At 70.6% G+C, this 18,220-nt stretch carries 16 protein-coding genes and 1 riboswitch; of the genes, 5 read left to right on the forward strand and 11 right to left on the reverse strand.

Annotation, left to right across the window (positions count from 1 at the left end; translation table 11 throughout):
* Position 1: 1 nt before the first annotated feature.
* Positions 2 to 592, forward strand: coding sequence for a flavodoxin family protein (locus OHN19_RS17410; RefSeq protein ID WP_330265058.1), 591 nt, complete (start codon positions 2 to 4; stop codon positions 590 to 592).
* On the opposite strand, the gene OHN19_RS17415 is transcribed toward OHN19_RS17410, so the two are convergent.
* The 4 genes from OHN19_RS17415 to OHN19_RS17430 all read right to left on the reverse strand — a co-directional run bounded on the left by OHN19_RS17415 (position 582) and on the right by OHN19_RS17430 (position 5,018).
* On the reverse strand, positions 582 to 1,499 hold the full coding sequence (locus tag OHN19_RS17415) for an ABC transporter permease (protein WP_330265059.1): 918 nt from the start codon (positions 1,497 to 1,499) through the stop codon (positions 582 to 584). The genes OHN19_RS17410 and OHN19_RS17415 overlap by 11 nt on opposite strands.
* A complete protein-coding gene (locus tag OHN19_RS17420; protein ID WP_330265060.1) occupies positions 1,486 to 2,490 on the reverse strand; it encodes an ABC transporter ATP-binding protein in 1,005 nt (334 codons plus the stop codon). Before OHN19_RS17420 ends, OHN19_RS17415 begins: the two co-directional genes overlap by 14 nt.
* Positions 2,491 to 2,522: 32 nt before the next feature.
* Positions 2,523 to 3,767 (reverse strand): LolA family protein, encoded by a 1,245-nt coding sequence (locus tag OHN19_RS17425; protein ID WP_330265061.1) that lies wholly within the window; start codon positions 3,765 to 3,767, stop codon positions 2,523 to 2,525.
* Between the two features lie 240 nt (positions 3,768 to 4,007).
* Positions 4,008 to 5,018, reverse strand: a complete 1,011-nt coding sequence (locus OHN19_RS17430) for a polyprenyl synthetase family protein (RefSeq protein WP_330265062.1) — start codon at positions 5,016 to 5,018, stop codon at positions 4,008 to 4,010.
* Positions 5,019 to 5,219: 201 nt separating this feature from the next.
* Here OHN19_RS17430 and OHN19_RS17435 point away from each other — a divergent pair, with 201 nt between their 5' ends.
* A complete protein-coding gene (locus OHN19_RS17435) occupies positions 5,220 to 7,238 on the forward strand; it encodes a CocE/NonD family hydrolase (protein ID WP_330265063.1) in 2,019 nt (672 codons plus the stop codon).
* Positions 7,239 to 7,505: 267 nt separating this feature from the next.
* A riboswitch (cyclic di-AMP (ydaO/yuaA leader) is annotated at positions 7,506 to 7,679 on the forward strand.
* 4 nt (positions 7,680 to 7,683) lie between these two features.
* Positions 7,684 to 8,166 (forward strand): transglycosylase SLT domain-containing protein, encoded by a 483-nt coding sequence (locus OHN19_RS17440; RefSeq protein ID WP_330265064.1) that lies wholly within the window; start codon positions 7,684 to 7,686, stop codon positions 8,164 to 8,166.
* 3 nt (positions 8,167 to 8,169) lie between these two features.
* On the opposite strand, the gene OHN19_RS17445 is transcribed toward OHN19_RS17440, so the two are convergent.
* From OHN19_RS17445 to OHN19_RS17465, 5 genes are all read right to left on the reverse strand, one after another.
* Positions 8,170 to 8,982 (reverse strand): HAD family hydrolase, encoded by an 813-nt coding sequence (locus OHN19_RS17445; protein ID WP_330265065.1) that lies wholly within the window; start codon positions 8,980 to 8,982, stop codon positions 8,170 to 8,172.
* 148 nt (positions 8,983 to 9,130) lie between these two features.
* Positions 9,131 to 10,159 carry a LacI family DNA-binding transcriptional regulator gene (locus OHN19_RS17450; protein ID WP_330265066.1) on the reverse strand — a complete coding sequence of 343 codons (1,029 nt, stop codon included), beginning with the start codon at positions 10,157 to 10,159 and terminating at the stop codon, positions 9,131 to 9,133.
* A 30-nt stretch (positions 10,160 to 10,189) separates the two neighbouring features.
* The gene (locus OHN19_RS17455) at positions 10,190 to 11,059 is read right to left on the reverse strand and encodes a carbohydrate ABC transporter permease (protein ID WP_330265067.1); all 870 of its coding nucleotides are present in this window, start codon (positions 11,057 to 11,059) and stop codon (positions 10,190 to 10,192) included.
* Positions 11,056 to 12,051, reverse strand: coding sequence for a sugar ABC transporter permease (locus OHN19_RS17460; RefSeq protein ID WP_330265068.1), 996 nt, complete (start codon positions 12,049 to 12,051; stop codon positions 11,056 to 11,058). The genes OHN19_RS17455 and OHN19_RS17460 overlap by 4 nt, the downstream gene beginning before the upstream one ends.
* Positions 12,048 to 13,385: a sugar ABC transporter substrate-binding protein gene (locus OHN19_RS17465; RefSeq protein WP_330265069.1), complete on the reverse strand. Its 1,338-nt coding sequence runs from the start codon at positions 13,383 to 13,385 to the stop codon at positions 12,048 to 12,050. Before OHN19_RS17465 ends, OHN19_RS17460 begins: the two co-directional genes overlap by 4 nt.
* Before the next feature lie 368 nt (positions 13,386 to 13,753).
* On the opposite strand from OHN19_RS17465, the gene OHN19_RS17470 reads away from it, so the two are divergent.
* Together OHN19_RS17470 and OHN19_RS17475 are read left to right on the forward strand one after the other, a co-directional pair.
* On the forward strand, positions 13,754 to 14,938 hold the full coding sequence (locus tag OHN19_RS17470) for an arabinogalactan endo-1,4-beta-galactosidase (protein ID WP_330265070.1): 1,185 nt from the start codon (positions 13,754 to 13,756) through the stop codon (positions 14,936 to 14,938).
* A 291-nt stretch (positions 14,939 to 15,229) separates the two neighbouring features.
* Complete coding sequence (locus OHN19_RS17475) at positions 15,230 to 15,634, forward strand: hypothetical protein (RefSeq protein WP_330265071.1); 405 nt, start codon at positions 15,230 to 15,232, stop codon at positions 15,632 to 15,634.
* Positions 15,635 to 15,636: 2 nt separating this feature from the next.
* Here OHN19_RS17475 and OHN19_RS17480 read toward each other — a convergent pair whose 3' ends face one another.
* Both OHN19_RS17480 and OHN19_RS17485 read right to left on the reverse strand, forming a co-directional pair.
* Positions 15,637 to 16,839 carry an FAD-dependent oxidoreductase gene (locus OHN19_RS17480; RefSeq protein WP_330265072.1) on the reverse strand — a complete coding sequence of 401 codons (1,203 nt, stop codon included), beginning with the start codon at positions 16,837 to 16,839 and terminating at the stop codon, positions 15,637 to 15,639.
* 50 nt (positions 16,840 to 16,889) lie between these two features.
* On the reverse strand, positions 16,890 to 18,128 hold the full coding sequence (locus OHN19_RS17485; RefSeq protein WP_330265073.1) for an ATP-grasp domain-containing protein: 1,239 nt from the start codon (positions 18,126 to 18,128) through the stop codon (positions 16,890 to 16,892).
* Positions 18,129 to 18,220 lie beyond the last annotated feature (92 nt).

An 18,220-nucleotide genomic window follows, 5' to 3' on the forward strand; every position in this document is an offset into this window, starting at 1 on the left:
CATGACGCGCCGCTTCCTGTTCGTGCTCGGCAGCAGCCGCAGCGAGGGCAACTCCGAACTGCTGGCCCGCCGGGCCGCCGAACAACTGCCCTCGGACGTCGAGCAGCAGTGGATCGACCTCGCGGCGCATCCGCTGCCCGACTTCGAGGACCTCCGGCACGACACGGACCACGTGCGCCCGACGATCGGCCACACCGCACTGCTCTTCGACGCGACGCTCGCCGCGACCGACATCGTGATCGTCTCGCCCCTCTACTGGTACTCGGTCTCCGCGCACGTCAAGCGCTACCTCGACTACTGGTCGGGCTGGCTGCGCACCCCGGGTGTCGAGTTCAAGGCGACCATGGCGGGACGCACGCTGTGGGGTGTCACCGCGCTCGCCCACGAGGAGTTCGAGGTCGCCGACCCGCTCGTCGGCACCCTGAACAACTCGGCCGCGTACATGGGGATGCGCTTCGGCGGAGTACTGCTCGGCAACGGCAGCAAGCGCGGTGACGTCCTGAAGGACACCGACGCCCTCACCCGCGCGAAGACGTTCTTCGAGCAGGAGGCCCCGCTCGCGCGGTTCCCCTACGAGCAGCTCACGCCGTGATGTCCTTCGCCAGGAACCTCGCCCACGCCGCCGAGCCGAACACCGCCGCGTACAGCGCCTGAAGGCCCAGGTTCTTCACCAGGTCGTCCCAGTAGACCGGTTCTCTCATGAGGTCGGCGAAGGACAGCCAGTAGTGGGAGAAGAAGTACGGCTGGAGGGCGTGGAGCTGGGGGATCTGGTCGAGGATCTGGACCGTGATCAGCAGACCGACGGTCGTGGCCATGGCCGCGATACCGCTGTTCGTGAGCGTCGAGATGAACAGGCCCAGGGCCGCCACGCCGATCAGTGACGCGGCCACCACCAGGGCGATCAGCAGAGCTCTGCCCAGCCCCTCCGCGAAGGTGATCCGGGTGCCGGAGATCGTGGTCAGGTCGCCCAGCGGGAAGAGGACAGCGCCCACCGCCAGCGCCGAGAGCGCGACCACGAGGGTGGCGACCAGGCAGAACGTCATCACCGTCGCGTACTTGGTGAGGAGCAGGCGGGTGCGGCCCGCGGGGGCGACCAGAAGGTAGCGCAGGGTGCCCGCGTTGGCCTCGCCCGCGATCGCGTCGCCCGCGATGACCCCGATGGCCATCGGGAGGAAGAAGGGGAGGGTCGCCGCGAGGGCGGTGAACACCAGGAACAGGCCGTTGTTGGTGATCTGGGAGATGAAGGCCGGTCCGCCGCCACCCCCTCCGGGGCCCGCCGAGGAGTCGTCGCCGGTCTCGATCTTCACCGCTGTGCCCACGAGGATCGGGACGGCTGCGAGTACGGCGAGCAGGGCGAGGGTGCGCCAGCGGCGGAACGTCGTGTGGAGCTCGTTGCGGAAGAGGGTCCCGTAGAAGGTCGTACGGCGGCTGCGGGTCGTCTGTGGCTTGTCGCGCAGTTCCCCGCGCCCCTGAGGGGCACCCAACTCAGCCTGCGACATCGAAGCCCTCCCCCGTCAGGGCCACGAAGGCGTCCTCCAGGGAGGGCCGTTCCACCGCGAAGCCCCGCACCCGCACGCCCGCTGTCACCAACGCCGCGTTGATGTCGGCCAGTTCATGGTCCGGGGGATCGCAGGTCACCCTCTCCTCGGCCACTGTCACGTCCGACAGACCTCGTTCCTTCAGCACCCGCGCAGCGTCCACCGTGTCCGGAGTCGTCACCACCAGGCGTCCCCTCGCCCCCGCCGCCAGGTCCTCCACCGGGCCCTGGGTGATCAGGCGGCCCTGGGCCATCACCGCCACGTGGGTGCAGACCTGTTCGATCTCGTCCAGGAGGTGGGAGGAGAGGAAGACCGTGGTGCCGTCGGAGGCCAGTTCGCGCACCAGGGAGCGGATCTCCCGCATGCCCTGGGGGTCGAGGCCGTTGGTGGGTTCGTCCAGGACCAGGAGGCGACGGGGCTGGAGCAGAGCCGCCGCGAGGCCCAGCCGCTGCTTCATGCCCAGCGAGTACGCCTTCGCCTTCTTGCCCGCGGCGGCCGCGAGGCCCACCCGGTCCAGGGCCGCCGCCACCCGGGTGGGCCGGGTGCGCGGGTCGGCGGTGGGGTCGGCGGCGTCGTAGCGGACGAGGTTGTCGCGGCCGGAGAGGAAGCCGTAGAGGGCCGGGCCCTCGATGAGGGCGCCCACGTGGGGCAGGACGGTCCGGGAGGCGCGCGGCATGGGGTGGCCCAGCACGCGCGCCGAACCGGAGGTGGGTTCGATCAGGCCCATCAGCATGCGGATGGTGGTGGTCTTGCCGGAGCCGTTGGGGCCGAGGAAGCCGAAGACGCTGCCCGCGGGGACGGTCAGGTCGAGGCTGTCCACGGCGAGCTGTCCGCCGCGGTAGCGCTTGGTGAGGGCGTGGGTGTGGATGACGCTGTCCTCCGCGCCCACGCCACCGCCTGCGCTGTCACCCGATCCCTCCGGATCGGGTTCCGTGGCGGACGGCTGGTCCATCGGCTCCCTCGATTCGTCGTGCCCGTGGGGTCTTACTTGCCGGCGTCCGCCGCCTTCACCAGCGCGTCCTTGGTGACCGCGCCGACGTAGACCTTGCCGTCGTCCGTGATCAGGGCGTTGATCAGGCGGGTCTTGAAGACGGTGCCCTCGCCGAACTTGCCGGAGACCTTGTCGCCGAGCGAGTCCAGGAAGCCGCCGACGTCACCGCCGACCTCGGAGCCGGACGGGACGCCCTGGCCGCCGGTGTCGAAGGTGGCTATGGAGTCCCAGCCGTCCCCGATGACATTGAGCCCCTCGGGGCCGCCCTTGCCGAGCTCGCCGGCGGCGCCCTTGCCGGACTCCTTGCCGAAGTCCTTGCCGAACTCCTCGGAGTGCCCGGGTGCCTTCGAGGCGTCCTGGTCCTTCTCCTCGACCTTGGCGCCCTTGGGCGGGGTGAAGTCGAAGGTGGAGGCGGCCGGCTTGGCGAAGCTGACCTGGGTGAAGCCCGCGTCCACGACGGCGGCGCCGCCGCTCGCCGGGGTGAGGGTGAACTTCAGCGGCAGGCCCGTCTTCGCGTCCACCGCCACCGTGATCTGGCCGACGGTCGTGCCCTCGTCCTTGGGCTTGATGACCAGGCGGTAGGCGTCCCGGCCCGCGACCTGGGCGGTGCCCTGGACCGTCACCGACGTGGTCTTGTCGGCGGCCTTGAGGGCGTCCTCGGCGAGGTCCTTGGGGGTGGCCGGCAGCTCTTCCTTCTGCTTCCCGTCGCCCTCGGAGGCGGTGGTGTGGAAGACCGAGTTGGACTTGCTGTCGTAGCCCCAGACGTCCTTGCCGTTGTGGATGAGGCTGTACTCGGCCGCGTCCTCCAGGAGCGAGACCTTCTGCTTGTCCTCGCCGTCGGCCGCGACCCGCAGGGTGTGCGTGCCGGAGGCGAGCTCGGTGAGCTTGCTCGACGGGTCGGCGGACGAGCCGTCGCCCGACCCGGAGGGACCGGCGGAGCCGAGCGAGTTCTCCAGGCCGCCGAGGTCCGGCAGACCGAGGTCGGTGGTGATCTTCACGGTGCCGGACAGCTGCTGGACGTCCGACGCGGCGATCTTCTCGATGAGTTCCTGTGCGCTGATCTTCGGCAGGTCGGGGTCGCCGGAGTCGGCGAGCGCCGGGACGAGCCCGATGGTCGCCGCCGCGACTCCCACCACCGTGGCCGGCACGACGTAGCGCGCGGCCTTGCGCCGGCGCGCCGCGCGCAGTTCGTCGGCGTCCGCGGCGGTAGCGCTGTCGTCGGATGCGTTCGGTGCCATGTGTGCCTTACCTCCGTCGTCGGCGGCGGCTGTCAACTCCCCTACGTCCACCCCGTAGCCGCCATTCTCACCCGAATCGGTGAGGAGTGGTGTTTTCCGTGGTGTCCATCTGACCAAATCGGCCATGAGCATGCGTCAGCCCACGGAGCCAACTCCGTGTACACCTGGGGTATGACACGACATGCGAACGCCCCCTACGACCCGTAGGGGGCGGTGCCGGTCCTCGTCATGCCAGGGGCCTCAGCCCGCGCGGTGCACCACGGCGTCGCACAGCTCCATCAGGGCCGCCTTCGCGTCGCACTCCCGCAGCGGGACCAGCGCCGCGCGCGCGTCCTGGGCGTACCGCACGGTGTCCCGGCGGGCCTGTTCGAGGGCGGGGTGACCGCGCAGCGCGGCCAGCGCCTCGGCGTGCCGGGCGTCGTCGGTGAGGTCGGAGTCCAGGAGCTCGCACAGGGCGATGTCCTCGGCGAGCCCGAGCCGGGCGGCCCGCTCGCGCAGCCGCAGCACCGGCATGGTGGGGATGCCCTCGCGCAGGTCGGTGCCCGGGGTCTTGCCGGACTCGTGGGAGTCGGAGGCGATGTCCAGGACGTCGTCCGCGAGCTGGAAGGCCACGCCGAGGCGCTCGCCGTACTGGGTCAGGACGTCCACGACCGTCTCGTCGGCGCCGGACATCATGGCCCCGAAGCGGCACGAGACGGCGACCAGCGAGCCGGTCTTGCCGCCGAGCACGTCCAGGTAGTGCTCGACCGGGTCGCGGCCGTCCATCGGGCCCGCGGTCTCCAGGATCTGGCCGGTGACCAGGCGTTCGAACGCCTCCGCCTGCACCCGGACCGCCTCGGGGCCGAGGTCGGCGAGGATGTGCGAGGCACGGGCGAACAGGAAGTCGCCGGTCAGGACGGCCACCGAGTTGCCCCAGCGGGTGTTGGCGCTGTCGACCCCGCGGCGCACCGCGGCCTCGTCCATGACGTCGTCGTGGTACAGCGTCGCGAGGTGGGTCAGCTCCACCACCACGGCCGACGGGACCACGCCCGGCGCATAGGGGTCGCCGAACTGGGCGGCGAGCATCACGAGCAGCGGCCGGAACCGCTTTCCGCCCGCCCGCACCAGGTGCTGGGCGGCCTCCGTGATGAAGGGGACCTCGCTCTTGGTGGCCTCGAGCAGTCCCTCCTCGACAGCCGTCATTCCGGCCTGGACATCGGCTTCCAGAGCCTGGTCCCGCACGCTCAGCCCGAACGGCCCGACGACGGTCACGAGGGGTCTCCTGTCTGCTGGTGTCTTCTGGCGGTTATGCGGAATGTCGATAGGTCGCTGCCATCACTCGAGTCAGCGTATCCGGTCACCTTTGGATCACCGATAGCGCCCGCCCCGTCCATGCCAGGCGGTATCGGATCACGACCGGTATGTTTTTGATCACCTGAAAAGAACGGACATCTATCTCCTTATAGGGAAATGATGCACATCCGTACGTCCTTCCCCCACGAGACGACCCGCGACGACGTCCGCATCCCGCTGTCGGACGGGACGCGGCTGTACGCGCGTGTGTGGCGGCCGCTCACTCCCGAACCGGTACCCGCGATCCTCGAATACCTGCCGTACCGCCTCGCCGACCGGACCGCGCCCCACGACCGGCAGCGCCACCCCTGGTACGCGGGCCACGGCTACGCCTCCGTGCGGGTGGACGTGCGCGGGCACGGCGACAGCGAGGGCGTGCCGGGCGACGCGTACTCGGCGACCGAGCTCGCCGACGGGGTCGAGGTCGTCCACTGGCTGGCAGCGCAGCCCTGGTGCGACGGCGGGGTCGGCATGTTCGGCCTCTCCTGGGGCGGCTTCACCTCCCTGCGGATCGCGGCCCTCGCGCCCGAGCCGCTCAGGGCGGTCGTCACCGTCTGCGCCACCGACGACCGCTACGACAACGACGTGCACTACAGGGGAGGTTCCGTCCTCGCGGTGGACACGCACGCGTGGGCGGCGACGATGCTCGCCCACGTGTGCCGGCCACCCGACCCGCTCCATGTCGGCGACGCCTGGCGGGAGATGTGGCTGAAGCGCCTGGAGGCCGTGGAGCCGGTGCTCCACACCTGGCTCGGCCACCAGACCCGGGACGCCTACTGGCGGCACGGCAGCGTCCGCGAGGACTACGGCGCGATCGACGCGGCCGTCCTCGCGGTGGGCGGCTGGCACGACCCGTACCGCGACACGGTCCTCCGGCTCGTCGAGCACCTGCCCGCCGACCGGGTCCGGGGGATCATCGGCCCCTGGTCCCACCAGTACCCGGACCGCGGCCTGCCGCCCGGCCCGGCGATCGGCTTCCTCCAGGAGACCCTGCGCTGGTGGGACCAGCACCTCAAGGGCATCGACAGCGGCGTCATGCGGGAACCGCTGCTGCGTTCCTACGTCAGCGACTCCCACCCCCCGGCGACGGTCTACGGCACCCTGCCCGGCCGCTGGGTCGGCGAGCCCGCCTGGCCCTCCCCCCACGTCACGACGGTGTCGTACGGCCTCCAGGGCCCCGCCGTGCTGGTCCGTTCGCCGCAGCACACCGGGGTGGACGCCGGCCGGTTCGTCCCGTTCGGGAACGACGCCGATCTGCCGCCGGACCAGCGGGAGGAGGACGCCCGCTCGGCCTGCTTCGAGTTCGCGGTGGGCGAGGAGACGTGGGTGCTGGGACGGCCGCGGGTGCGCCTCAGGGTGACCTCGGAGGTGTCGCGCGGGCAGGTCGTCGCGCGGCTGTGCGATGTCGCCCCGGACGGCTCCTCGACGCTCGTCACGCGCGGGGTGCTCAACCTCTCGGCGCGCCTCGGCCGGGACCGGGTGGTGCCCTGGGAGCCGGGCGCCACGCGGGAGGTCGCCTTCGAGCTGAACGGCGTCGGGCACGCCTTCCCGCCCGGGCACCGGATCCGGCTCGCCGTGTCCTCGGCGTACTGGCCGTGGATCTGGCCGCAGCCCGAGTCGCGGGCGGGCTTCACCCTGGACCCCGCGGGCAGCTTCCTCGAACTGCCGGTCCGCGCGCGTGAGGCGTCCCCGGACATCACGTTCGAGGAGCCGGAGCAGCCCGCGCCGCCGGGGGGCACCCGTGGCGTGGCCGCGGACGGATGGAGCCCGGCCACCCTGGACGAGCCGCGCCCCGAGCGCCTGGTCGTGCGTGACGTGGCCAAGGGCGAGTGGCGTCTGGAGGTCGATCCCCGGTACGGCGGCACGCACGTGTACCCCGACGGGCTGGAGTTCACCGAGGACGCGCTGGAGACGTACACGATCGACGAGCAGGACCCGCTGTCCGCCCGCACCCGCTCGGACTGGTCGATCCGGCTGCACCGCCCCGAACTCGCCTGGGACACCACCGTGCGCACCCGCTCGGAGATCAGCTGCGACGGGACGGACTTCTTCACCTCGAACGAGGTGATCTGCACCGACGGCGGCGAGGTGGTCTTCCACCGGACGTGGGAGAAGCGGATCCCACGGACGGCCGGTTGACTATGAGTTGAGCCTCTTGCCCGTTTTGCGCGTCTTGCGCACGGGCGTGATGTGACTCACTCGGGCTGACGGTCCGACGGATATCCGGAATCCATCAATCCGCCTTTTTCGGCGCGCCAGTTGAGGCTTGCGACCGCAAAGGATCAAGTGCCCCAAATACCCCCGACCAAGGTCAATAGGCACGGCATGTGAATTCGCCACTTGTTCCGGACATGTGCTCTCGCATACGTTCCCGGCCTGTCGGGCGGACGCCGAATCCTGCCGCCGCCCGTACACCCACCGAGAACCACGGCAGGAGCGGGGGAACCAGGTAAGCCGCCGGACCGGGCGTCTTCGGACATACCGGTACGGCTTGGGGTGAAGTCATGCCTTTTACGGGCATGGCCGGGCAACTCCCCGCCCGAACCCGACAGCTCACCTCGCAGGCGACGGAGAGGAATTCGCCATGCCTGCTGCCGCTCAGCACCGCGCTCCCCGCACGAGCCGTCTCGTCCGCAAGCTCGCCATCGCCGGCACCGGAGTCGCCGTACTCGCGCTCCCCCTCATCGGCGCGACCACCGCGTCCGCGGCCACCCCGGCCGTGCAGACCGCGACCACCCTCGGCTACGCCAACAACCTCGACGGCTGGATCCGCGCCTCCCTCGCCGTCATGGCCGAGCACGGCATCCCCGGCTCCTACGACGGCATCTACCGCAACGTCATCCGCGAGTCCTCCGGCAACCCCTACGCCATCAACCTCTGGGACTCCAACGCGGCCGCCGGCACGCCCTCCAAGGGCCTGCTCCAGGTGATCGACCCGACCTTCAACGCCTACCACGTGGCCAACACCTCGTGGGACCCGTACGACCCGGTCGCGAACATCACCGCGGCCTGCAACTACGCGGCCCAGCGGTACGGGTCCATCGACAACGTGTGGGGCGCGTACTAGGAACTACGCCGCACTGAACAGTCTTTCGAGGACGACGGCGATGCCGTCGTCCTCGTTCGACGAGGTCACCTCGTCGGCCACGGCCTTGAGTTCGGGGTGGGCGTTGGCCATCGCGACGCCGTGGGCCGCCCAGTCGAACATGGGGATGTCGTTGGGCATGTCCCCGAAGGCGATCGTCACCTCGGGCCCCAGGCCCAGGTGTTCGGCGGCCAGCGCGAGACCGGTCGCCTTGGTGATGCCGCATGGCTGGAGTTCGACGGTCCCCGGGCCCGACATGGTGACCGTGGCCAGCGAGCCGACCACCGAGCGCGCCGTGACCGCCAACTCGTCGTCGGACAGGTACGGGTGGCGCAGCAGCACCTTGCTGATCGGCTCGCACCACAGGTCGTCGCGGCGGCCGACCCGCACCGCGGGCAGGGTCGGATGGGGCATCAGATAGCCCGGCTCGATGAGGGTCAGCCCGTCGACACCGTCCTGGTCCACCGCCGCGTACACCTGCCCGACCTCGGCCTCGATCTTCCCGAGCGCGGTCTCGGCCAGCTCCCGGTCCAGGGTCACCGACCACAGCAGACGGTCCGCGCCGGCGTCGTACACCTGCGCGCCCTGCCCGCACACCGCGAGCCCCGTGCTGCCGAGGTCGTCGAGGAGCGGCCGCACTCTGGGTGCCGGCCGTCCCGTCACGACGAGGTGCTGGGCCCCGCGCGCCGCCACCCTCGCGAGCACGGCCAACGACCGGTCGGAGAGGGTGTCGTCGGCGCGGAGCAGCGTGCCGTCCAGGTCGGTGGCGATGAGTGAATATGCGGGGGAGGCGGCCATGATCAGAGAATACGGATGGTTGGCTCCTCCGACTCGACGCGAACCGGACGGCTGCTGCTTTCACATCTGTTGACGGCAGTTCCGGTTCCGGGGGCGTGGAGGGGCGGGTGGGGCCGGACGGCCACTCCCCTGCTCCCCTTCTTCGGCGCTACGCCGAGTCCCGCACCACCAGTTCGGTCGGGAGGATGACCCCCGCCGTGTCCTCGCCGGCGATCTGGGCCAGGAGCATGCGGACCATCTCGGCGCTGATGCGGTCGAAGGGCTGGCGCATGGTGGTGAGGGCCGGGGCGATGGCGGTGGCCGCGGGTGAGTCGTCGAAGCCGCCGACAGCGATGTCATCGGGGACCGAACGCCCGGACTGCTGAAGGACGTTGACGACGCCGAGGGCCATGAGGTCGGAGGCGACGAAGACCGCGTCCATGTCGGGGGCCTGGGACAGCAGGCGCCGGGCCGCGCGTTCGCCGCCGCTGCGCCGGAAGTCGCCCTCCACCACGAGCGCCGGGTCGTAGGGCAGGCCCGCCTCGGCGAGCACGTCCCGGTAGCCGGCCAGCCGGTCCGGGCCGCCCGGCATGTCCAGCGGCCCGGTGACCATGCCGACGCGGCGCCGGCCCCCTTCGAGGAGATGCCGGACCATGTCCTGCGCGCCCTCCCGGTCGGCGGCGGCCACGTAACTCACCTTGGAGCCGAGCCCGATCGGCTTGCCGCACACCACCAACGGGATCCCCGCGTCGTGGAGTTCGGCCGCGACCGGGTCACCGCTGTGGTTGGACAGCAGCAGCACCCCGTCGACGTGGCCCGAGGTGATGTACCGGGTCAGTCGGCGCCGGTCGTCGTCGCTCTCGGCGAGCATCAGCAGCAGCGGGATGTCGTGCTGGGCGAGCCGCTCGGTGCAACCGCGCAGCAGGACGTTGAAGTTGGGGTCCTCGAAGAACTTCTCCTGCGGTTCCGTCAGCAGGAACGCCACCGAGTCCGAACGGCCCGTACTGAGGCTGCGGGCATGCCGGTTGACCACGTACCCGGTCTTCCTGATGGCGGACTCCACGGCCCGCCCGGCGGCGGGCGAGACGTAGTGGCCGCCGTTCAGGAAACGGGAGACGGTGCCCCGCGACACGCCCGCCTCCCGGGCCACGTCGTGGATGGTGGGGGGCCTGCGGCGCCCGTTCGCACTGGTGGTCATGTTCCTCGTTCGTGGAAGTGGGCCGGGGTCTCAGGCCTTGACCGAGCCGCTCAGCAGGTCGAGGGACCAGAACCGCTGGATCACCAGGAAGAGCCCGATCAGCGGCAGGATCGCGAGCAGACAGCCGGTGATGACCAGGGTGTAGAGGGCCGGCTGCGAGGCGCCCTGGGCGAGCAGCGTGTAGAGGCCGAGGGTGATCGGGAACTTCTCGTCGTCGGCGAGCATGACGAAGGGCAGCAGGAAGTTGTTCCAGATGCCGACGAACTGGAAGAGGAACACCGTGATCAGGCCCGGCATCATCATCGGTACGGCGATCCGCGAGAAGATCCGCCACTCGCTCGCGCCGTCCATGCGGGCCGCCTCCATCAGCTCGGCGGGCACCGACGCGGCCGCGTAGATGCGGACCAGGTAGACGCCGTACGGCGAGAGGATCGACGGCAGCAGCATCGACCAGTAGGAGTCGGCCATGCCGAGCTTCGACAGCAGCAGGTACTGCGGTACGGCGAGCACGATCGACGGGACCAGGACGCCGGCCAGGATCATCTTGAAGACGGCCTCGCGGCCGCGGAAGCTGTAGCGGCCGAGCGCGTAGCCGCCGGCGGCGGAGACCGCGGCGGAGAGCAGGGCGCCGAGACCGGCGTAGAAGGCCGAGTTGGCCATCCACCTCCAGAAGATGCCGTCCCGGTAGGCGGTCAGGTCGCTCAGGTTCTGGAGGAAGCCGCTGCCGGGGGCGAAGGTGAAGGTGGAGAAGAGCTCCGACCGGTCCTTGGTCGCCGCGATGACCACCCAGGCGATGGGGATCAGGCAGTACAGCGCGCCGAGGAGCAGCACGAGCGTGGGCACCCAGGCGGTGCGGCGCGTCTTCGCGGTCGGGTCGGCGGTGAGGGTGAGCGGGGTCATGCCCGGTCCTCCCGGGTGTAGCGGTCGGAGATGCGCAGCAGGGTGAAGGAGAGGACGAACGTGGCCAGGGCCAGGACGACCGCGGTGGCGGAGGCGCCGTAGATGTCGGACTGGAGGAAGGCCTTGTCGTAGATGGCCATCAGGGGGCTCCACGAGCTGGGCAGGCCGTTGGTGAGCGGCTTGAGCGCCATCGGCTCGGTGAAGACCTGGAGGGTGGCGATCACCGAGAAGAAGAAGGTGAGCACCAGGGAGGGCATCACGATCGGGATCTTGATCCTCAGGGCGATCTTCAGGTCGGTGGCGCCGTCGATCCTGGCCGCCTCGTAGATGTCCGGCGGGATGGCCCTGAGCGCGGTGTAGATGACGATCATGTTGAAGCCGGTGCCGCCCCAGACCGCGATGTTCGCGAAGGAGAGGTAGAGGTTGCCGCCGTCGAACAGGTCGGGCTGCGGGAGACCGAACTTGTCCAGCAGGTAGTAGAAGGGGCTGACGTCCGGCAGGTACAGGAAGCCCCACATCAGGGCGGCGATGATGCCCGGCACCGCGTACGGCAGGAAGATCATCAGCCGGGCGAAGGGCGCGCTGCGGGCCTTCGGGGTGTCCAGCATCAGCGCGAACAGCAGCGCGAGGCCCAGCATGGTCGGGATGACGATGAGGCCGTAGCCGAAGGCGCGCAGGACGCTGTGGCCGAACTCGGAGTCCTTGAGGACGTCGGTGTAGTTGCCGAGGCCGTTCCAGACCTGCTGCCGGGCGCCCTTGCCGAGGCCGATGCCCTTGACCTGGACCTTGTGCAGGCTCAGCCAGATCGCGTACCCGATGGGCACCACGGTGAAGGCGGCGAAGAGCGTGAGGGTGGGCACCAGGAACCAGTACGGTGCGCTGCGGCCACGGCGGCGGGGGCGGCTGGGGCGGACGGACTGGGCGGTGCCGGTGCCGTCCGCCAAGGGCGCGACCTCGGTGAGGCCGGCGCCCTTGAGCGGAGCGCTGGTCATGCCTCGGTCACCTCGAAGCCCTGCTTCTTCATGTCGGCGAAGGTCTTCGACTGCACGGTGGCGAGGGCGGAGTCGAACTGGGCTTCCTTCTTCGCCTTGGTGGCCTTGCCGAAGGCGTCCTGGAAGGTGGTGTAGGCGGTGTTGACGTTGGGGCCCCAGGCAGCGGCGGCCGTGGTCGCGGCGATCTCGCCGGCGGTGGTGTAGAAGTCCGCCTGGTTCGAGAAGAACTCCGGCGTGGTCAGGACGTCACCGGACTGGCCCTTCGTGGCCGCCGGGTAGATGGCGACCTCCTTGACCAGGGCGGCCAGCGCCTCCGGGTCGGTGTTCAGCCAGGTGGCGAACTTGGCGGCGGCCTCGGCGTGCTTGGAGTCGGTGGAGACACCGGTGGAGGAACCGCCCCAGCTGCCGGTGACGTTCTCGCCGGACTTCCACTGCGGCAGCGGGGCCATGCGCCACTTGCCCTTGGTGTCGGGCGCGGAGGAGACCAGCACCCCGGGCGCCCAGACCGCGGAGACCCAGGCCAGGTGGGTGCCCTTGTTCAGGGCGTTGTTCCAGGCCGGGGTGTACATCGGCTGGTTGTCGATGACGCCCTCCTGGACCAGGCCGCCCCAGAACTCGGCGACCTGCCGGGTGGCCGCGTCGTCGATGCCGACGGTCCACTTGCCGCCCGAGTCGACGGTCCACCACTTGCCGCCGGCCTGCTGGGAGAGGCCCGCGAACAGACCGGGGTCGTTGGCGGAGAAGGTGGTCAGGTAGGCGTCCGGGACGGCCTTCTTGGCGGCGCGGGCGGTCTCGGCGAACTCCGTCCAGGTCTTCGGGACGCTCAGGCCGTGCTTCTTGAACAGGTCCTCGCGGTAGTAGAACATCAGCGGCCCGGAGTCCTGCGGGATCGCGTAGAGCGCGTCCGTGCCGAGCGTGACCATGCCCCAAAGACCCTCGGCGAACTGGGACTTGGTGTCACCGGCGTACTTGGAGATGTCGGCCAGCACGTCGTTGGAGACCAGGGTGGGCAGTGACTGGTACTCGACCTGGATGAGGTCGGGGGCGTTGCCGGCCTTCTTCGCGGTGATCAGCTTGGAGAGGATCTCCTGGCCGCTGGCCTGCTTGGACACGGTGACCGTGATGTCCGGGTTCTTCTTGTTCCAGATCGCGGCGACCTTCTCCATGTTCGGAGCCCACGACCAGTAGGTCAGCTTGACCGGCCCGCTGTCGCTGCCGCCGGAGTCGTCGTCGGAACCGCCGCAGGCGGCGAGGGTGCCGGTGAGGCCGAGGGCTGCGGCCCCGGCAAGGATGCTGCGCCTGCTGATCTGGCGGCGGTTGATCGACATCTTCATCTCCCCTGACTTGGAACCAGCCGGTCCCGGACCTTCCGCGTACGCGGCAACCGCCGTGGGGGGAGGTTCTGCGGACGGGTCCGTGAGGCTGTGCGCGAGGGCCGCGCGGCTCTGTGATCGTGCACAGTAGAGAATTGTTTCAGCCCCTTGTCAATGGCGGGGGCGTGGGGTTACCTACTTGTTGCCCGCCGATGACAGGGGCGAGGGGAGCTGTGCACGATCACAGAAAATGAGGGTTTTCTCGGTCGTACGGCGTTTCCGCCGGCTCCCCTCGCCCCGTTCCCGGCGCTCCTCCGGCCGCGGGATCCACCGCCGCGCCGGTGTCGCCGTGACCGTCCGTGTGACCGTCCGTGAAAGGACCCTTTGACATGCGCAGACGCAGTGTCCTCACCGCCGCCGGTGCCGCCGCGCTGGCCGCTCCGGTGCTGGGGGCGGCTCAGGCCGTGGCCGCACCTGGCTCCGCCGGGGCTGTCGGTGCCGCCGGGGTTGCCGGTGCCGCCGGTTCGTCCGGTGCCCGGCGCCTGGAGATCCGGGGCGTGGACATCTCCTCGCTGCCGAAGAACGAGGACCACGGAGCGGTGTACCGGACGGCCGACGGCCGCTGTGAGGACCCGGTCCGGCTGATCGCGCGGGCCGGTGTCACCCACGCCCGCCTCAAGGTGTGGGTGAACCCGGCCGACGGCTACAACAACAAGGCGCACGTCCTGCCGCTCGCTCGCCGTCTCAAGCGGGCCGGTGTCGGCATCTGGATCGACTTCCACTACTCCGACAGCTGGGCCGACCCGGCGCACCAGACCAAGCCGGCGGCGTGGGCGGGGCTGGACGTGGCCGGCCTGTCCCGGGCGGTGTACGACCACACGGCCGATGTGCTGGGCGCCTTGCGGCGGCAGGGCACTCCTGCCCAACTCGTGCAGATCGGCAACGAGTTGAACGGCGGGCTGATCTGGCCCGAGGGCAACTGGGAGCACTTCGACAACATGACCGCCTTCCTCAAGGCCGGTCTGAGCGCGGCCCGCGACACCACCCCGCGCGTCCGCACGATCCTGCACCTGGCGAACGGCGGCGACAACGGGCTGTACCGCTGGTGGTTCGACAACGTGGTGTCGTACGGCGTCGACTTCGACATCATCGGGCTCTCGTACTACCCCTTCTGGCACGGCCCGATCGAGAACGCGGCCGCCAACATGGCCGACATCACGGCGCGTTACGGCAAGCCGTGTGTGATCGCCGAGACGGCGTACCCGTTCACGCTGGAGAGCGAGGACGCCGTCAACGACATCATGAACGACCCGTCCCAGCTGACCGAGGGCTACCCGGCCACGCCCGCGGGCCAGGCCGCGTGGCTGCGCACGGTCGCCGACCTCGCCGCCGGCGTCCCCGGCGGACAGGGCCTCGGCTACTGCTACTGGGAGGGCCTGTGGACCTACCGCGCGGGCAGCGGCTGGGACCCCACGGACCCGTCCTCGGGCAACGCGTGGGAGAACCTGGCCCTGTTCGACTTCCAGGACAGGGAGCTGCCGGGGTTGCGGACGCTGGGGCGGTACCGGTCGTAGGGCGCGCTTTGGGGTGGGCCGGGGTTGTGGGGTGTGGCGGGCGCTTTGGGATGGGCCCGGGCTGTGCGGTGTGGCGGGCGCTCTGGGGTGAGCCCGGGTTGTGCGGTGTGGCGGGCGTTTCGGGCCGCGGGGTCCGGCGCGCCCCGGCCCCAGGGTCCAGCGGACCTCGGGCGCAGGGCCAGCGAAGTGTAGACACCTACACCCCGCACAGGCCAGACAGCCCCCTCGTGACGGAGGCCGGGCGGCGGAATCGTTGGGGGCACCGAATCCCGCCCCGAGAAAGGTCGGCCCATGCGCCGTCGCCGTAGCCTCACCGTCGTCACCGCCCTGTCCGCCGTCTCACTCGCCGTCGTCCTCGTCACCGGGTGCGATCCCGACGACGTGGACAACTCCCTGGACTGCGTGTCGAACGCCGACACGATCGCGGACAGCGTCAAGGCCATCCACGAGGCTGGCTGGGACGCCGTGAAGGACCCGTCCAGGACGGACGAGGCGATCGCCACGATCGACAAGAACGCCGACCGGATCAACGAGATCCAGGACGACTCGGGCGACGGCGAGGTCGACCGGGCCGTCAAGGATCTCGACAAGGCGATCGGCGACTACAACACCGCCATCCTCAACGGCGACACCGACCCGGACACCGGCCGGATCGACGCGGCGGCAGCGAGGTTGAAGGACCTCTGCACCTCGTGAGGCTAGCCGTGGGCCGCCGCCAGGTGCCGCGCCAGCCTCGGTGAGGCGAACTCCGTGCCGCACACGAAACGCATCACCGGACCGTAGGAGGCCGCCGCGGGCAGACCGGTGAAGTACAGGCCGGGCACGGAGGAGACATAGCCCGCGCCGAGCCTCGGGGTGCCGCGGCTGACCGCCAGCGCGGCGCGCAGTTCGTGGCCGAGGAAGTCCATCGCGGCGATGTCGACGCGGTAGCCGGTGGCCGCGATGACGTGGTCGGCCGACAGGCGGTCCCCGCGGCCGGTGCGGCCGAGCACCTCCAGGACCGGGTGCCCCTCGGACGCTTCCGCGGTGACGATCCGGTCCACCTCGCTGACCTGCACCTTGCCCTCGAAACGGTCCCGCAGCCACCACGCGCCGAGCGGGCCGAGGACCCGGCGCACCAGGTAGTGGCGGGTGCTCGCCGGGAGCCGGCGGTAGGGGTGCGGGTAGTAGGTCAGGGCCCACAGCGACCACGCGCGGCCGAAGGGCGACTCGGGGCGCAGCCTCGGCTGCTGCCACGGAGGTGCGCCGAAGGCCACGCGGCCGTGTCCGCGGGCGACCACCCTGACCTGCGCCCCGGCCTCCGCCGCGAGCGCGGCCGTCTCCAGCGCGGACTGGCCGGCGCCGACGACGATCAGCTCCTTGCCGGAGTAGCGGGTGAGGTCGTGGTGCTGGGAGCTGTGCGAGACCGGGGCGGTGGGGGCGGGGCCGTCGGGCACGGCGGCGGCCAGTTCCGGGGGCAGGTGGGCGAGCCCGGACAGGCCGGTGGCGACGACGACCGCGCGGGCGGTGAAGGACTCGCCCGAGTCGAGCTTGAGCTGGAAGCCGCCCTGTTCGCTGCGGTCCACGGACACCACCCGCACCTGCTCCAGCTCGGGCACCAGCTTCTGCTGGAACCACTGGCCGTAGGCGATGAAGGTCTCCACCGGGACGATGTCCTCGTCCGTCACCAGCCGCCGGATGCCCGCCGCGTCACAGTAGTCGACGAGGGTGTGTCCGGGCTGGGGCGCGTCGAGGTTGGAGGCGGCCGGGGTGGACTTGAGGAGCATGCCCGCGGGCATGTGGTCGCGCCAGCTGACCATGGGGTCGCCGAAGACGCGCACGGGTATGCCGCGCGCCCGCAGATGGGCTGCGGTGGACAGGCCGAAGGGCCCGGCGCCGATGACTGCTACCGGATGGATCACGAAGTCCCTCCCCAGGACGTCACGTCGTCACTTCGTGGTGGTGCCGCTGTTCAACTGGTCGAGCCGCCGCGGTGGTTGGTCCGCCACAGCTGGTAGAGGTGCTTGGCCCCGGGCCGCACGAACCGCCCGAGCATGGTGAGGAACGGCAGCGGGTCGTCACCCGCGAACCAGGCCAGCTCGGTCCCGCTGGGCCGCTTCGGCGCGTGCGGGGTCGTGTAGCCGCTGCGGCGGTAGGCGAGCAGGGCGGGCAGGTCGATGTTCTCCACGACATAGCGGTGGCCGGCCCGCTGTTCCCCCTCCGGAACGGCCCGCCCGGTCAGGTCCAGGTGCATGGCGCGGACGACGTCCACCCCCGACTCGCTCTCGAAGAGCCGGAACTGGGCGCCCATGCGGGGGTTGAAGTCGAGCAGTTTGTACTGGCCGTCGCGCCGGTCGAAGCGCAGGTCGAGATCGATGATGCCGCTGTAGCCGATCTGTTTGACGAAATGCGCGGCGAGGTCCGCGAGTTCCGGGTTGTCGACGACGTAGGCGTTGGCCGTCATGCCCGCGTGCGGCGGCCAGGAGCGCACCTTGACGCCGGTGAACAGGGCCAGCGGGGTGGAGTTGGCGTCGAAGTAGGCGTGCACGATCCAGTCCTCGGCGTCCTCCCGGGGCAGGTACTCCTGGAGGATCACCCCGGGCCGCTCGCCCCAGTCACGGGCGAGGGCGAGCAGCCCTTCACGGGTGGCGATGCGGGTGGTGCCGCCCACCGCGGGCCGGGTGCGCCGTACGAACGCCTCGCGGTTCTTGGCCACCACCGGGAAGCGGGCCTTCTCGGCGAAGGCCACGACGTCGTCGTACGACTGCGGGAAGGCGGCCTCGGGACTCGCGATGCCGTGCTCCACGCACAGTTCGTGCAGGCCCTGTTTGCTGGCCAGCCGGCGGGGCAGGCCGGGCTCCACGCTCGGGAACAGGAAGCGGCCGTAGAGGTCCCGGCGGTGCTCGGCGATCAGGACCGCGGCCTCCTCGTCGGTCGGGATCAGGACGGCGGGACGGCCGATGCGGCGCCCGATCCGGATCAGTCCCTCGATCAGGCGGCCCGGGTCCTCGGTGCCGGTCGTCGGCCAGACGAAGGCGCGGGTGAGGTACCGGGAGGCGGCCGCGGGGGTCCAACGGTCCTCGGTGACGGCGTACATGGGCACGCCGAGGCGGCCCAGACTGCGGATCGCGCCCACGCCGCCGTGGTGCAGCGGGTAGTCGCCGAACTTGACGATCAGGGCCGGTACGTCTTGGTCGGCCTCGAACGGCACACTGCTCGCACTCCTGGCCACGGTCCCCCCACGCGTCCCCCGACGGACGCGACCCCACCCATCCCGTCCGTGTCTCGCAAAGGACGCTAAGC

Origin of the sequence: Streptomyces griseorubiginosus (assembly GCF_036345115.1) — a bacterium.
In the GTDB taxonomy this organism is placed as follows: domain Bacteria; phylum Actinomycetota; class Actinomycetes; order Streptomycetales; family Streptomycetaceae; genus Streptomyces; species Streptomyces griseorubiginosus_C.